General features: G+C 69.2%; 19 protein-coding genes. 12 read left to right on the top strand and 7 right to left on the bottom strand.

The window, feature by feature from the left end; genetic code table 11:
* Window positions 1-2 precede the first annotated feature (2 nt).
* The 7 genes from EGH21_RS12870 (at window position 3) to EGH21_RS12840 (ending at window position 4,798) form a co-directional block, all read left to right on the top strand.
* Entirely contained in the window at window positions 3-755 is a 753-nt protein-coding gene (locus tag EGH21_RS12870) for a class I SAM-dependent methyltransferase (RefSeq protein ID WP_220618884.1), read from the top strand.
* 65 nt (window positions 756-820) lie between these two features.
* Complete coding sequence (locus tag EGH21_RS12865) at window positions 821-1,207, top strand: hypothetical protein (protein ID WP_220618883.1); 387 nt, start codon at window positions 821-823, stop codon at window positions 1,205-1,207.
* A 71-nt stretch (window positions 1,208-1,278) separates the two neighbouring features.
* Window positions 1,279-1,650: a cyclophilin-like family protein gene (locus EGH21_RS12860; protein WP_220618882.1), complete on the top strand. Its 372-nt coding sequence runs from the start codon at window positions 1,279-1,281 to the stop codon at window positions 1,648-1,650.
* 2 nt (window positions 1,651-1,652) lie between these two features.
* Complete coding sequence (locus tag EGH21_RS12855) at window positions 1,653-2,042, top strand: gamma-glutamylcyclotransferase family protein (protein WP_220618881.1); 390 nt, start codon at window positions 1,653-1,655, stop codon at window positions 2,040-2,042.
* 46 nt (window positions 2,043-2,088) lie between these two features.
* Entirely contained in the window at window positions 2,089-3,309 is a 1,221-nt protein-coding gene (locus EGH21_RS12850; protein WP_220618880.1) for an ornithine cyclodeaminase, nickel-pincer nucleotide-dependent, read from the top strand.
* A 179-nt stretch (window positions 3,310-3,488) separates the two neighbouring features.
* Entirely contained in the window at window positions 3,489-3,902 is a 414-nt protein-coding gene (locus tag EGH21_RS12845) for a hypothetical protein (protein ID WP_220618879.1), read from the top strand.
* Window positions 3,899-4,798, top strand: coding sequence for a hypothetical protein (locus EGH21_RS12840; protein ID WP_220618878.1), 900 nt, complete (start codon window positions 3,899-3,901; stop codon window positions 4,796-4,798). Before EGH21_RS12845 ends, EGH21_RS12840 begins: the two co-directional genes overlap by 4 nt.
* Before the next feature lie 29 nt (window positions 4,799-4,827).
* Here the strand turns inward: EGH21_RS12840 and EGH21_RS12835 are convergent, their stop codons facing one another.
* Window positions 4,828-5,100, bottom strand: a complete 273-nt coding sequence (locus EGH21_RS12835; protein ID WP_220618877.1) for a DUF7553 family protein — start codon at window positions 5,098-5,100, stop codon at window positions 4,828-4,830.
* Window positions 5,101-5,205: 105 nt separating this feature from the next.
* On the opposite strand from EGH21_RS12835, the gene EGH21_RS12830 reads away from it, so the two are divergent.
* Complete coding sequence (locus EGH21_RS12830) at window positions 5,206-6,579, top strand: phosphoribosylglycinamide synthetase C domain-containing protein (RefSeq protein WP_220618876.1); 1,374 nt, start codon at window positions 5,206-5,208, stop codon at window positions 6,577-6,579.
* A gap of 57 nt (window positions 6,580-6,636) precedes the next feature.
* Window positions 6,637-6,882, top strand: a complete 246-nt coding sequence (locus EGH21_RS12825; protein WP_220618875.1) for a DUF7127 family protein — start codon at window positions 6,637-6,639, stop codon at window positions 6,880-6,882.
* Between the two features lies 1 nt (window position 6,883).
* Here EGH21_RS12825 and EGH21_RS12820 read toward each other — a convergent pair whose 3' ends face one another.
* Window positions 6,884-7,261: a hypothetical protein gene (locus EGH21_RS12820; RefSeq protein ID WP_220618874.1), complete on the bottom strand. Its 378-nt coding sequence runs from the start codon at window positions 7,259-7,261 to the stop codon at window positions 6,884-6,886.
* A gap of 93 nt (window positions 7,262-7,354) precedes the next feature.
* On the opposite strand from EGH21_RS12820, the gene EGH21_RS12815 reads away from it, so the two are divergent.
* Window positions 7,355-8,359 (top strand): DUF368 domain-containing protein, encoded by a 1,005-nt coding sequence (locus tag EGH21_RS12815; protein ID WP_220618873.1) that lies wholly within the window; start codon window positions 7,355-7,357, stop codon window positions 8,357-8,359.
* A 63-nt stretch (window positions 8,360-8,422) separates the two neighbouring features.
* Here EGH21_RS12815 and EGH21_RS12810 read toward each other — a convergent pair whose 3' ends face one another.
* The 4 genes from EGH21_RS12810 to crtD all read right to left on the bottom strand — a co-directional run bounded on the left by EGH21_RS12810 (window position 8,423) and on the right by crtD (window position 12,814).
* Complete coding sequence (locus EGH21_RS12810; RefSeq protein WP_220618872.1) at window positions 8,423-9,526, bottom strand: NADH:flavin oxidoreductase/NADH oxidase; 1,104 nt, start codon at window positions 9,524-9,526, stop codon at window positions 8,423-8,425.
* A 66-nt stretch (window positions 9,527-9,592) separates the two neighbouring features.
* A complete protein-coding gene (gene cruF / locus EGH21_RS12805) occupies window positions 9,593-10,456 on the bottom strand; it encodes a bisanhydrobacterioruberin hydratase (protein ID WP_220618871.1) in 864 nt (287 codons plus the stop codon).
* Window positions 10,449-11,330: a prenyltransferase gene (locus EGH21_RS12800; RefSeq protein ID WP_220618870.1), complete on the bottom strand. Its 882-nt coding sequence runs from the start codon at window positions 11,328-11,330 to the stop codon at window positions 10,449-10,451. Before EGH21_RS12800 ends, cruF begins: the two co-directional genes overlap by 8 nt.
* A complete protein-coding gene (gene crtD, locus EGH21_RS12795; RefSeq protein WP_220618869.1) occupies window positions 11,327-12,814 on the bottom strand; it encodes a carotenoid 3,4-desaturase in 1,488 nt (495 codons plus the stop codon). The genes EGH21_RS12800 and crtD overlap by 4 nt, the downstream gene beginning before the upstream one ends.
* 147 nt (window positions 12,815-12,961) lie before the next feature.
* Here crtD and EGH21_RS12790 point away from each other — a divergent pair, with 147 nt between their 5' ends.
* Entirely contained in the window at window positions 12,962-13,654 is a 693-nt protein-coding gene (locus tag EGH21_RS12790; RefSeq protein WP_220618868.1) for an SDR family NAD(P)-dependent oxidoreductase, read from the top strand.
* 46 nt (window positions 13,655-13,700) lie between these two features.
* Entirely contained in the window at window positions 13,701-14,573 is an 873-nt protein-coding gene (locus EGH21_RS12785) for a ZIP family metal transporter (protein WP_220618867.1), read from the top strand.
* Between the two features lie 47 nt (window positions 14,574-14,620).
* Here the strand turns inward: EGH21_RS12785 and EGH21_RS12780 are convergent, their stop codons facing one another.
* Complete coding sequence (locus tag EGH21_RS12780; RefSeq protein ID WP_220618866.1) at window positions 14,621-15,013, bottom strand: cupin domain-containing protein; 393 nt, start codon at window positions 15,011-15,013, stop codon at window positions 14,621-14,623.
* Window positions 15,014-15,077: the final 64 nt, after the last annotated feature.

The raw sequence follows: 15,077 nt of genomic DNA, 5'->3' as shown, positions 1-15,077 counted from the left end.
TCGTGGCCGGGGAGTCACCGTCGCAGGCCGTGCCCGAGACGGTCGAGACGGCGCTCGCCGACCGGCTGGTGGAGGGACGGGTCTGTCTCGAAGCGGGCGCCGGCGTCGGCAACGCGACGGCCGGCCTGCTGGCCGCCGGGGCCGAACGCGTCTACGCGGTCACGGACGACCCCGACCACGCCGCGACGGTGCGGGACCGCTGTGACGACGCGACCGACCGTCTCGTCGTCGTCGAGGCCGACCTTCGACAGACGCCCCTTCGCCCGGACTCGGTGGACCTCGTCACCGCCCACGGCCTCTGTAACCTGCTCGACCCCGCGGCGCTGGCGGCCGTCGCGGCGGAACTCTCGCGGGTCGCGACCGCCGGGTGTCACCTCGTCGTCGACGACTACGAACCGCTCCCCGAGAGCGCCGCCGTCCGTGACCTCTTCGCCGTCGAGAACGCCGCCAGCGAACTGGCGACCGGCCGCTCGGCGCTGACGTTCTACCCGGCGTCCCTACTCAGGCGACTCTTCACCGGACACGGCTGGACGTTCGACCGGGAGACGACGCTGTTGGACCCGGTGCCGTGGACCGCGAGCCACCTGTCTGCACACGCGGGCGTCGTCACGGACGCCACCGAAGACCTCCCGCCGGAACTGGGCGACCCGCTGGAACGGCGGGCCGAGCGGTTGGCCGAGGCCATCGGCGAGGAGTTCGCCGGGACGATGTACAGCGTCGCGATGACGCGCCGCGAGGGCGACGAGACCCCCTGAGCGGACGGAGTGGCGTCCGCCCGCGAATTTAAACGGGACGACGCCCTACCGTGGCACGAAGGCACATGACGACCGACCCCTCGTTCTCGATTCCGCGGCGCCCCGAACGTCGGTTTCCCCACGGGAGCGGGGTCGAGTACGAGGGCGGGACGGAGTTCGAACTGCTCCCGGACGCGGCCCTGTCGACGTCGGACCTCGCAGGCGTGGTGGCCGACATCCTCGCCGACGGACCGTACCGGTACGGCGACTTCCACGACCTCCCGATGCCGCTGTGGCTGGTCCGGGACGAGGGCACCGCCGACGTGTTCCGGGTGGCCGTGCGTGACGGCACCGTCCGCCTGCACGTCCTCCCGACGACGGAGCCGCCGGGGCTGCGACGGTTCTACGAGCGACTCTGCGCGCGTGACCCGGACCGCTCGTGGCGCGTCGAGCGGTTCGTCGACGAGGCCTGACCGGCGCGGGCGCGTCGGGTCCGGGGCGCTCGTCCAGTGAAGCTTTGGGCCTGCCACCCACACCTGCGGCCATGAGCGACCTTCGAGTATGGGTCGGCGACGCGACGCTCACCGCGTCGTGGACCGACGCGAACCACGAGACGCGAGACGGCCTCGCCGGCGCGTTGCCGCTCGCGGGAGACGGGACGCGATGGGGCGACGAACTGTATCTCTCGGTGCCGGTCGACGTGCCGCCGGAGGACACACAGACCGAGGTCCCCGTCGGCGCCGTCGCCTACTGGCCACAGGGGAACGCGCTGTGTCTGTTCTGGGGGCCGACGCCGGCCAGTCGCGACGACGAACCACGGGCCGCCTCGCCGGTGACCGTCGTCGCCGAGATAGACGACGTGGGTCCGCTCTCGGCCGTCACGGGCGGGGCGACGGTCCGAGTCGAACGGGGATAACGATGGACGTGTTCGTCTACGGGACGCTGACCGACCACGCGACGGCGCGGTCGCTACTCGACACCTACGAGTACCGCGGGGCCGCGGAACTGGTCGGTCTCCGGCGAACCGACGGGCGCTACCCGACGCTGGCGCCGGGCGGTACCACGGAGGGCCGGATACTCCGGACGCCCGACGTCGCGGCGCTGGACGAGTACGAAGGTGTCGACCGGGGGCTGTACGTTCGGCTCTCGGTACCGCTCGCGTCCGGCGACGGGACCGTCGAGTGTTACGTCGGCGACCCCTCCGCGCTCGGGGCACCGGTCGAGTGGCCCGGCGAGGGCGCGTTCGAACAGCGACTCCGGGCCTACTGTGACGGGAACGACGTCGTGGTGCGTCGCCGGTCGGAGTAGCGCCACACCCAAAACCGTCTTACGCGGCTGTCGCCATTTCCCGTGCATGACTGTCTCTCGCGAAGTGGTACTCGAGGGCCACATCATCGACTCGGGGATGATGGAGTCCAGTTTCGGGACCATCATGGACCTCGGGGGGTCGTTCACCGTCGAGGAGTTCGACATCGGCCGGCGCAAGGACGAGGAGTCCTACGCCCGCCTGTTGGTGGAGGCCGAGGACGAGGCGACGCTCCAGTCGATACTCCACGAACTCCACCAGCACGGCGCGAACCCCGCCGACCCGAAGGACGCGAAACTCCAGTCGGCCCCCGCCGACCAGGTCGTCCCGAAGGGGTTCTACTCGACGACGAACCACCCGACGTACATCCGCTACGACGGGGCGTGGCTCGAAGTCGAACATATGGAGATGGACTGTGCCGTGGTCGTGGAAGACGGTGGGGAGCCACGAGCCTACACCAAGGTCCTCAACGCCGTCGAGGAGGGCGACCGCATCGTCACCGGCGAGACGGGCATCAGGGTCGACCCGCCCTCTCGGCCCCGCGACTCCGGCGGCGCCTTCGGGTTCATGCAGGGTGGCGTCTCCGCCGAGCGACCCTCCGAGTCGACCATCCAGAAGATAGCCGGCGCCATCGAGGAGACGAAGCGGGACGGCGGCAAGGTGTTGGCGGTCTGTGGTCCGGCGCTCATCCACTCCGGCGCCCGGGAGGATATGGCCCATCTCGTCCGCGAGGGGTACGTCGACATGCTCTCGGCCGGCAACGGCTTCGCAGTCCACGACATCGAGCGTGACCTCTACGGCACGTCGCTGGGCGTCGACACCGAGACGCTCGACCACGCCCGCCACGGCCACAAACACCACATCTACGCCATCAGCGAGGTCATCCGCGAGGGCGGCATCGAGGCGGCCGTCGAGTCGGGCACCATCGAGTCCGGCGTGATGTACGAGTGTATCGAGAACGACCGCCCGTTCGTGCTGGCCGGGTCCATCCGCGACGACGGGCCCCTGCCCGACACCATCACCGACGCCGTCGAGGCCCAGAACGCCATCCGCGAACAGGCCCACGAGGCCGACATGGTGCTGATGCTGTCGACGCTCCTGCACTCCGTCGCCGTCGGCAACTGCCTCCCCTCGACGACGCGGGTCGTCTGTGTCGACATCAACCCCTCGACGGTCACGCAACTTCTGGACCGCGGCAGTGCGCAGGCCGTCGGGATGGTCACCGACATCGGGACGTTCGTCCCGATGCTGGCCGAGCAGTTGGAGTAGCGAGGGGCGCGACTGAAAAGAACGGCCCTCGAAAGCGACGCGGTGACCGAAGGAAGCCGCAGAGCGGGAGCGAGGGCCGACCCAACGGAAGGTATCCGAGCGAACGCCTCTCGCCCCGACGGCCAATTTACAGTACGTGGCGGAGCAAGACTTATTCTGAGCGACCGGAAACTGCGACTGTGTTCCGTCGCTCGTTCCTGACGGGTGCGTCGGCCGCCCTCGCCGGGTGCGGCCTCGCGCCGTCGGGGCCCTCCACCGAATCGTACCCGGAATCGCCCCCGAACGTCTTCCTCTCGTTCGACTGGCGCGACGCCGAGTCCGCCGTCGACGTCACGTTCGTCCGCGGGAACCACGTGACACCCGATAACACGGCCGAACTGCTCGTCCGCTCGGCCGAGAGCGACCGCGCGACGGTGTGGGTCAGCCGTGAGCGCGACGGCGAGGCCGAGTATCCGCTGACGCCCGGCGCGACCCTGCGCCACTCCCTCGGCGAGACGGCCGACGTGCGGGTCGTCTGGACCGCGCCGGACGGAACGAACAGCGCGCTCGTCGCCGCCGCCGACCGGCCGACGTCGACGGAGCGCGAGCGATGAACCGACGGCAGTTCCTCGCCGGGGCCGGCGGAGCGGTAGCCGCCGTCGGCGGATACCTCGGCCTCCGGGTGACCGACATCAGACCGTACGACCCCGACCCGCCGACCGGCGAGACACCGCGAGAGCGCGTCGTCGCGGCGGCGCGGCACCGCTACGCTGCCGACCACCGGGCGGTGACTCGGGTCCGGATAACCGAGGACTCGGCGGGGCCGGCCGGGTACGACGCCGCGACCTACTGCGAGCGCCACCAGCACTCGCGGCGCCGGCACACCCACGTCTTCACGACGCGCCGGCAACCGCCCGGACGGGTCCCGAACCCCTTCTACGGTCTGTTCGGCCACTTCCACTGGGGAATCGTCGATAGGGACGACCTGCCCCACACGTCTGTGGTCCACCTCACCGACGGGTCGAACCTCGCCAGTTGGGACGCACCGACGCCGGCGTCGGTGACGGCCCGGCCGGAACTGGGGTCCGACGCCATCCGCGCCGCGAACCAGGCCGTGGCGTCGGGGATGGGCGGCGAGTGGATACGCCCGCACCGAACCGAGTGGGACGCCGGCGGCGACCGGACCTTCCTCGTCGCGGACCGCGACGGCTACGCGCAGATCGTCACACTCCCGTTCGGGGTCGGGCGACTCGGCGACGACTGTCGGGTCACGGTGACGCTCGACGACGCGGGCCGCCTCGCACGCGTCGTCGACGAGCGAGTGCTCGTCGTTCGGCCCCGGGGCGACGACCCGGACGGCACGGACGACGGTCCCCGGACCGTCAGCTACCGAATCGTCACCGAGTTCGACGAGTACGGGACCGCGACCGCATCGCGACCGGTTGGGGACGCCGAGACGACGGTCCGTGCGCGGCTATCGAGTCTGGTCACGGACGTCCGGCGGTACTGAACTGCGAGAAGTCGGTGTGTTCCGGCGCGTCAGACCCCTTCGAGGTCGGAGCGGTACTCGTTGATGGCGTCGTCGGCCTCGTCGATGGTGTCGGCGACGTCCTCGCCGTCGCCCGTGGCGACGTCGTTCAGCGCCGACTGGATGCGGGCGAGACGGCCGTGGTCGGGGCCCTGGTCCGCCGTCGAGAGGCGGTCGAGCTGGTCGGCGAGGTCACCGAGTCGCTCGCTCGCATCGTCGTTGGCGGTGTCGTCGGCGGCCGATTCGAGCAGGTCGCTCGCTGTCGCGAGTTCTTCTCGTGTCATACTCGACGATTCAGCCAACGAGGTTAAAACGGTTCCCTTGGTGCAGAATGTTGCGCCTGTCGCTGACGGGCGAACGTTTAGGCCGCCAGGGGGTGCACGTGACGTATGACGAACTTTCTGTTCTGCTCGCTCGACGCCCCACTTATCGCCGATATCGCGTGGCGCGTCGAGCGCGAGGGCCACGACGTGCGGTACTTCATCAGCAACCACCACCCGGCCGAACGGGAGATAGGCGACGGCTTCGTCACCAAGAGCGAGGACTGGCGGGCCGACGTAGAGTGGGCCGACGTCGTCGTCTTCGACGACATCTGGGACGGCAGCGACGTAGGTACCGGCAAGATTTCCGAGGGGCTCCGGGCCGAGGGCCACGCCGTCGTCGGCGGCACCGAACTCACCGACCGACTGGAGGACGACCGCGGGTTCGCCATGGAGACGCTAGAGGAACACGGCGTGGAGACGCTCCCGCACCGCGAGTTCGAGAGTTTCCAGGCCGGTATCGAGTACGTCCGCGAGAACCCCGCCCCCTACGTCGTGAAACCGCTCGGCGAGGTCCAGAACGTCAAGCGCCTGCTGTACGTCGGCCGGGAGGACGACGGCTCCGACGTGGTCTCCGTGCTCGAAGCCTACGAGAAGGCGTGGGGCCACCGGATGAAGGGGTTCCAGTTGCAACGGCGCGTCGAGGGCGTCGAAGTCGCGATCTGTGGCTTCTGCAACGGCGACGGGTTCGTCGAACCGATAAACGTCAACTTCGAGCACAAGAAACTGTTCCCCTCGAACATCGGTCCCTCGACGGGCGAGATGGGGACGAGCATGTTCTGGACCGACCGGTGTCCGCTGTTCGAACAGACCCTCGGCAAACTCGAACCGCTGCTGGCCGAGGAGGGGTACGTCGGGAGCATGGACGTCAACTGCATCGTCAACGCCGACGGCGTCTACCCGCTGGAGTTCACGCCGCGCTTCGGCTACCCGTCCATCTACATCCAGGAGGAGGGGATGGAGACGCCCATCGGCGAGTTCTTCGAGGCCATCGCGAACGGTCGGGACCCCGACTTGCAGGTCCACTCGGGGTATCAGGTCGGCGTCCGGGTGTGTATGCCGCCGTTCCCCTACGACGACGAGCGACTGTTCGACGAGACGACGCGGAACGCGCCCGTGGCGCTGGACGACGACTCGGTGCGAGACGAGTACCACATCGAGGACGTCAAGCGGGTGCCGGTGGGCGAGGACCCCCCGGCCACAGCGGGCGCCGTCTACCCCGACGGCCAGTGGCGCGTCGCCGGCACCTCGGGCATCGTCCTCGTCGCCACCGGCAAGGGCGAGACGATGCGCGAGGCACAGGAGCGGGCGTACGACCGGGCGCGCAACGTCCTCATGCCGAACTGCTTCTACCGGACGGACATCGGCGACCGGTGGTACACCGACGCCAGCGACCGACCCGGCGGCGACGGCGACCGCCTGCAGGCGTGGGGCTACCTCTGATTCGGCACGCGCCGAACGGTTCCATATGCCTCTGTGGCACCAACCCACACCCGTCCGATGGACGCGACACACGACACCGACGCGCTGGACGTCTCGCGGTCAGAACACGACGACGGCTGGACCGTCGCCGTCGACCTCTACCCCGTCGACGACGAGGCGGTGACCGTCGAACTGCTCGGCGACACGGCCGTCGTCGCCGTCGATACGCCCGTCTACCACACGGAGTACGACGTCTCGCTCCCGGAGTCCGGTGGGACGGCGTCGCTCAACAACGGCGTCCTCGTCGTCGCCGGCGACGACTGACTCAGGCGTAGGCCCGCACGCCGAGCAGACCGCCCGCGCTCACGACGACGCCGGCGACCAGCGCCAGAAACAGGCCGACACCGGGCCGCATCGGGCCGCCGAGGCGGAGGAACTCGACGAGCGCGAGTGCCAGTACACCGAGGCCCCCGCCGACGGCGACCAGTGCGCTCGTCCGGTCGTGCCGCATCACCGCCGCCGTGGCGAAGACGGCGAGTGCGGCGACGACGGCGAGAAACCCGAGTCCTTCGTAGCCGGCCGTCGCGGTGGCGTCGGGCAGGGCCCCGCCGGGTCGCCGCCACGGTAGGAACGTCGACACCACGGTGAGGAGTACACCAGCGAAGATTACGCCGTCCGGTCTATCGAGGTCCAGCGAAGGCATCGTCACCGTTTGGCGTGCCAGCCACATTCCCGTTTGGGTGGCGGTGACCTGACTCCACAAGAGACTTGAGACAGATGGCGGTACGATGAGGCAATGACTGCCGCCGACCAGACCGCCGACGCGTCGCCGACCCTCCGTGGCTCGGTCCCGCCGCTCCGCGAGTGGGCGCGGACGTTCGCCATCGGTATCTGCATGGGGAGCGCCGACGCCGTGCCGGGCGTCTCCGGCGGGACCATCGCTCTCATCGCCGGCATCTACGGCCGCCTCATCGCCATGGTGACGGCCATCACGCCCCAACGCGTCTGGGACTTTCTCACTGCGTTCGTGCCGACGGACGGCGGCGTCTCGGTCCGGACGGCGCTCGGGGTCTGGGAGGAGATAGACGGCTGGTTCGGCCTCGCACTGCTGGCCGGCGTCGCCACCGCCGTCGTCGTCGTCACCCGGGCCGTCCACGTCCTCAGTGAGGACGCGCCGACGCTCCTCTTCGGCTTCTTCTTCGGCCTCATCGCCGCCTCGGCTATCGTCCTGTTGAAGGAACTCAGCTTCGAGTCGGCGTTTCAGGTCGGCGCCGCCGTCGTCGGCTTCCTCCTCGCGTTCGTCCTCTCGGGCCCCACGCCGTTCCTCGCCAGCGACGGCCTCCTGCTGGTGTTCGTCGCCGGCGCCATCGCCGTCAGCGCGATGATTCTGCCCGGCATCTCCGGGTCGCTCCTGCTCGTCATCCTCGGCCAGTACACCCGGATGTCGACGGCGCTGAGCGAGTTCGTCGACGCCCTCGTCGGCCTCGCGACCGGCGGTTCCCTGACGCAGGTCGTCGACGTCGGCGTCGTCGTCGTGACGTTCGTCCTCGGCGGACTGGTCGGCCTGTTCACTATCTCGCGGGCCGTCCGCCGTGCGCTGGACCGGAACCGACGGGCGACGATGGCGTTCCTCGTCGCCCTCGTCGTCGGGGCGCTCCGCGCGCCGGTGTTCGAGGTCCGGACCGAGGTCGGCTTCTCGACCGACGTGCTGGTGGCCTTTGCCGGTGCGGCCGTGGTCGGCGCGGCGCTCCTGCTGGTGCTGGACTGGTACGCCGTCGACCTCGACCTCGACTCGGTGTGAGACGGCAGAGGCGGTGACCGTACCGAGTGCTTCTCGCAGTCGAAGTCTCGCAGTTGTCCGCTCTCAGAACCCGAACGCGCGCCGGTACTGCGGCGGCCCCTCGATTTCGTCGGTCGCGTCGAGTGCCTCGGCGGCGTGCATCGCGAAGTACGGGTCCCGCAGGTGTTCGCGACCGACGATAGCGAGGTCGGCCCGGTCGTTGGCGACGATGGCCTCCGCTTGCTCGGCCGTCGTGATGCCGCCGACGGCGCCGACGGCGACGTCCGACTCGGTCTCCGCGCGGATGCGCTCGGCGTAGCGGAGTTGGTAGTTCGGGCCGGCGTAGTCGGGGCGCGAGTCGGGGTGGATGCCGCCGCCGCTCACGTCTATCAGGTCCGCACCGGCCGCGGCGAGGCGGTCGGCGAGTCGCACGGAGTCGTCGACGGTCCACGACTCGCGGTCGGGGAGCCAGTCGGTCGCGGAGATGCGGACGAACACCGGCTTGCCGTCGGGCCACACCTCGCGGACGGCGGCCGTGACCTCGCGGACGAGACGGGTGCGGCCCTCGAAGTCGCCGCCGTAGTCGTCCTCGCGGTGGTTGGTCACCGGCGAGCAGAACTCGTGGAGGAGGTAGCCGTGGGCGGCGTGGACCTCTGCAATCTCGAAGCCGGCGTCGCGGGCGCGCTCGGCGGCCGCGCGGAACGACCGAATCACGCCCTCGATGCCGTCTTGGTCCAGTTTCTCGGTCGGCGGGGCCTCGCCGTCCTCGTAGGGCCACGGCTCACCGCTGGGACCGACCGTCTCCCACCCGCCCTCCTCCGGTTGGAGGGGGTCGTGGCCGTCCCACGGACGACTCGTCGAGGCCTTCCGCCCGGCGTGGGCCAGTTGGATGGCCGGCACGGACCCCTGCCCGCGGGCGAACTCGGTGACGGGCTCGAGCGCCGCGGCGTGCTCGTCGCTCCAGATGCCGAGGTCCTCCGGCGAGATGCGCCCCCGCGGTTCGACGGCGGTGGCTTCGGTCATCACGAGGCCGGCGCCGCCGACGGCCCGCGACCCGAGGTGCGTGCGGTGCCAGTCGGTGGCGAGGCCGTCGCGGTTCTCACAGGAGTACTGGCACATCGGCGAGACCATCACGCGGTTCGGTATCGTCGTCTCCCGAAGGTCGAGCGGAGAGAACAGCGCTGTCATCGGCGGGGGTTGGCGGCGGAGTCGGATAACCACAGGGGCGAACGCCGTCGTTGCCGGAACCCCGTCCTACCGCCAGACGGCCCGCCCGAGACGCGTCTCCGAGAGGTCGAAGTCGAAGCGGTCGGTCCACAGCAGGCCGGCACCCAGTAGCATCGCGAGGCCGACCGGCACCCAGTTCGCGTAGAAGGCGTTGATGCCGCCCCAGAGGAGGACGAAGCTCACGAGGTCGTCGAGCATGAACTCACACTGTTCGAGGCGGCGGCGAAGGCCGGCCCGGTCGAACCCCCAGTCGAACAGCAGGACTGCGACGGTCCCCGAGAGGAGCCACCCCTGATAGTTCTGCCACGGGACGCCGTAGAACTGCTCTATCTCGTAGCTCCAGAAGCCGATGGCGACGGCGCCGGGGTCCAGTACGAGGTCCACGAGCATGACCGTCGCCAGCGTCGCCAGCAGGCGCACCGGCGTCGACTCGGCCCGTCGACCGAGCAACAGGAGGACGAGCAGATAGGCGTTCAGCACCAGCGGGAAGAAGAACACCGGCAGACCGAGTGGTACCTCCCCGAACAGCATCGGTCCTAGGTCGACGCCGTAGCCGAACTCGCCGTAGGGCCACCCGGTCGTCACGCCGTACAGTTCGATGCCGTAGGAGTACGCGGTCAGCGCGACGAGCGCGGCCGTCGCCTTCCGGTCGAGTAGGGGGAAGACGCCGGCGACCAGCGGCAGACGCATGACGAGCGTCCCGAACAGGACGAAGAAGGGGTTGAACGCCAGCGGCGGCGGGAGCAGGCCCTCGGCGCTCGCCAGTAGCGTGACCGCGCCAACGAGTGGGAAGACCACGGCGATAGTGAACCGATGTTCGCGGACGAGTGCGTCCAGTCGGGCGGTCGCTTCGGTCCGGTCGGTCGGGACCTGCCACGCCCGCTCAGCCATACAGCATCACCCACAGGCCGACGAGCGTGAACACCATGCCGACGAGCGAGTTGATGGCCGGGTACCACCAGTAGGCCTCGTCGATGTCGACGCCGACGGCGAGGATGCCGAAGACGAGGCCGGGGTAGACGAGCAAGAGCGCCCCGAACACCCAGTGGGTGTAGGTGAACACGAACGCGGCGGTGAGCCAGCACATCACGCAGTAGTAGTAGGTGTTGGACTCCCCGAGGAACGTCGCCGTCGTCTGGATGCCCGCCTCGCGGTCCGGTTCGATGTCCGGGATGGCCGAGAACGTGTGCATCCCCATCGTCCAGAGCCACGCGCCCGCGACGGCCGAGGCGGGCGGCGCGACGCCTTCGATTGCGGCGTAGGCGACGACACCGGGGAGGATGTACAGGCCGTTCGACAGCGAGTCAAGAAACGGCGTCGTCTTGAACCGGAGCGGCGGGGCAGAGTACTCCACCGAGAGGGCGGCCCACGCGAGCAGTGCGACGACGCCCAGCGTCGGGAGCCACGGGAGGAACGCCGCCGCGAGCAGTCCCGACCCGACGATGGCCGCCACCACCACCGAGTCACCGCGATAGCTGACCTCGCGGCCCTCGTCTTTCTTCGGGTTGTGCTCGTCGACGTCCCGGTCGAAGACGTCGTTGACGCCGTAGAGGAAGACGTTCGCGGGTATCGTGAAGTACAGGAACAGCGCGACGGCCAGCGGCGAGAACAGTTCGCCCGGCCCGTCGGCCGCGTAGGTCACCGCGACGACGACGGGGCCGCCCTGATACAGCCAGAACCGCGGCCGCGAGAGCCAGAACAGGTAGCCTAGGCGGGAGTCCTCGGAGGGGGCGACCTCGCTCAGACGGTCCGTGACGGTGCTCATTCGTGGTCGCTGATGAGGCGCTGTGCGGTGTGTTCGCCGCTGATGAGACACATCGGGACGCCGATACCGGGCGTGGTAAAGGACCCCGTGAAGTAGAGGCCGTCGACGGCCGACGAGCGGTTGTTCGGGCGCAGGAGCGCGGTCTGGCGGAGGGTGTGGGCCAGTCCCAGCGCCGTGCCCTCGGTGGCGTTGTACCGCTCCCCGAAGTCCGAGACGGCGAACTGCTTCTCGTAGACGATGCGGTCGCGCAGGTCCACGCCGGTGTTGTCGGCGATGTCGGCCAGAATCTTCTCGCGGTACTCCTCGCGAATCGCGTCGCCGTCGTGCAGTCCGGGCGCGATGGGGACGAGGACGAACAGGTTCGAGTGCCCCTCCGGGGCGACCGTGGGGTCCGTCTCGCTCGGGACACAGAGGTAGTAGGCCGGTTCGTCGGGCCAGTCGGCCTCCTCGAAGATGTCGTCGAAGTGCGGTTCCCAGTCCGTCGGCAGGACCAGCGTGTGGTGCTCCAGGGGGTCGACGTCGCCCTCGACGCCCATGTACATGAGGAACGCCGACGGCGCGTAGGTCCGGTCGTCCCAGTAGTCGTCGTCGTACTGTCGCTCGTGGTCGGGGAGGAGTTCGCGTTCGGCGTGGGCGTAGTCGGCGTTGACGACCACCTCGTCGGGGTGGAACGTCTCGCCGTGGACCGTCTCGACCAGAAAGCCCTCCTTCCGGCGGGAAATCTCCCGCACTTCGCTGTCCGTCTCGTAGGTGACGCCGAGACTCTCGCCGAGTTCCACGAGGCCGTCGACGACGGCGCCGATGCCGCCGTCGGGGTAGTAGACGCCGAGGTTGAAGTCGACGTGGCTCATCATGTTGTACAGCGCGGGCGTGTTCTTCGGCGACCCGCCGAGGAAGACCAGCGTGTACTGCATTATCTGCTGGAGTTTCGGGTGCTCGAAGTAGTCCTCGACGTGGCCCTGCATCGACCCGAGCAGTTGGAGGCCGATGGGCGCCGCCGTCATCACGTCCAGATCCACCCAGTCCCGCAGGCGCGAGCGGTCCTCGTAGACGAACTTGTTCATCGCCGTCTCGTAGTGCTGTTCGCTCGTGGCGAGGTACTCGTCGAACGCCTCGGCGGCGCCGGGTTCGTACTCCTCGAACTTCTCGCGCATCTCGTCGTTGTTGCCGGTCACGTCCAACCGGTCGCCGTCCTTGAAGAAGATGCGGTAGTGCGGGTCCAGTCGGGTCAGGTCGTAGTAGTCGCGCGGTTCCTTCCCGAAGTACGCGAAGAACCGCTCGAAGACGTCGGGCATGAGGTACCACGACGGGCCCATGTCGAACTTGAATCCCTCGGCCTCCAGACGGGAGGCACGGCCGCCCAACTGCTCGTTCTTCTCCAGCAACCGCACGTCAGCACCGGCGTCGGCCAGATAACACGCGGCCGAGAGGCCACCGAACCCACCGCCGACGACGACCACGTCTTCTCCGGACAGATCACTCATTGTGCGTCTCTGAGGCCCGGACGGACAATAAACACGCGGCCAAACTGGATTGGTGTGGCAATCTGGGGCACGGGAGCGCGACGCCGACCGGCCGACCCGGTCCAGACAGTGACAACGGGGATGTGGCTGGGGGCCGAACACGATCCCATGGAGGACACGACAGTGGTCGTGACCGGCGCCAGTCGGGGCATCGGGGAGCAGGTCGCCCGCGCCGTCGCGGCGGCGGGCGGACACGTCGTCGTCTGTGCCCGCGACAGGGCCGCACTGGAGGCGGTGGCAGACGACATCGCGGACGACGGTGGCGCAGTCACCGCGATGCGGGCCGACGTCCGCGACGAGTTCGACGTCGAGCGGCTCCTCGAGACGGCCGCCCGGATACACGGCGACGTCGACGGCGTCGTCGCCAACGCCGGCGTCTACCACGGCGAGGCCGGCGAGACGCCGCTCTCCGAGGAGTCGTACGCGGCGTTCGACGACCACCTCCGGACGAACGCTCGCGGCGTGTTCGCCACGGTCCGAGAGGCCGTCCCCCACCTCGCGCCGGACGCCCGGGTCGTCGTCCCGACGGGGGCCGTGGCCAGAGAGGGGATGCCCGGGTACGGTTCCTACGCCGTCTCGAAGGCCGCGGCAGAGGCCGTCGCGCGCGGGTTCGCCGCCGACGTCGAGGTGTCGGTCGGCGCCGTCGACCCGGGGAAGGTCGGGACCGACCTCTCGGGCGACGGCGGCCGTGACCCCGCCGACGTGGCCGAGATGGTGGTGTGGGCGCTCACCGACGCCCTCGCCGACGAACTGGACGGCGCGATACTCGACTGGGGCGACTACCGCCGAGCGACCCGCTAACCGGCGACCGACGGGTTTATTAGTAATACTGCGGTTGCATTAGTCAATGGCTATTAACATCACCAGTATAGTTAATAACAGCGGGCGACTGTCGCTCGTCGGCCTCGCGAGCGTCGTCGGCCTCCTCGCGCTCTCGGCCGTCGGGGTCACCGGTGGCCTCCGGAAGGTACTGGTCATCTCGTGGGTCGCGTTCGTGGCGATGGGGCTGGGCGCGTGGCTCGGTGCCCGGGCGGCGGAGACGAACCCTCACCGCCTCGTCTGGGGGTACGGCCTCGCGAGCGGTGCGATGGTCACCTCGGCGACGATGTTCCTCGTCCCGCAGGCGATGGGCCTCGGGACCGCCGCCGGCACGCCCCGAATCGGGGGTATCGGCATCGCCACCGGCATCGTGGCCGGGTACGGTACCCACACCGTCGGGCATCGCCTGACCCACGTCGACACGGCCTTCGACACGACGACGGCCGCTATCGCCGCCCACGCCCTCTCGGCGGGCCTCATCATCGGCCTCGTCTACGCGTCGATGCCGACGCTGGGACTGCTCCTCGGCCTCGCCATCGTCTCGCACAAGGGCCCCGCCGGCTACGCCGCCGCTCGCCGTCTCAACCGCGACGGGAAGTCCGCGACCGCACTCCTCCTCCCGGCGGCCGGCGTCGGCCTGACCGCGATTCCCTCGGCACTCCTGCCGGTGCCACAGACTCCGGTGGTCAACGCCGTCGTGTTCGGCTTCGCCGCCGGTATCTTCCTCCACGTCGCGATGGACTTCCTGCCGAACTGCGAGGCCGGGAGCGAAATCGACGAGGTCTGCTCCCTCCACGAACACTCCCACGACCTGCTGGACGAACTCCGGACCCACGCCGTCGGGTCGACCGTCGCCGGCGCGGCGCTCGTCGTCCTCGCGTGGGTCGCCATCGCCGCCTGACCGGCGAGAAACGCCGAGGCCAGACTTCCGTGCGGAAGCGAGTGCGGCTAGGCACTCTCGGCCATCTTGTCTCGAATGTGGTCGAGGACTGGCTCGTGTTCGTGCTGTGGACTGAACAGGACGAACTCCGAGTCCTCGTCGGCCCGGACAGTGTGTCCCGGTGGCCAGTAGAACATGTCGCCGCCCTCGTCGACCTCCTCGCTGCCGTCGCTGTAGGTAACCGTCAGTGCACCCTCGACGATGTATCCCCAGTGGGGCGACTGACAGAGGTCGTCTTCCAGTCCTTCGAGCAGCGCGACGATGTCGGTCCCCGCGTCGAGTTCGAAATGTTCCGCGGCGATGTCTCCGTAGTCGGTCGCGTCTCCGAAGTCCAGTTGCTGGCGCGCCACTGCACCCGGACTCTCTATCTTGGCTGGTATCTCTGCTGAAGCTACTTTCATCGGTCTCCTCCGAGTGAGCGCTCGAACCGAGGCAATCTGTCCCCGACGTGGTCTCGAACGCTCC

Source organism: Haloarcula rubra (genome assembly GCF_019599465.1).
In the GTDB taxonomy this organism is placed as follows: Archaea; Halobacteriota; Halobacteria; order Halobacteriales; family Haloarculaceae; genus Haloarcula; species Haloarcula rubra.
This window is presented reverse-complemented; position numbering and strand designations above follow the sequence as displayed.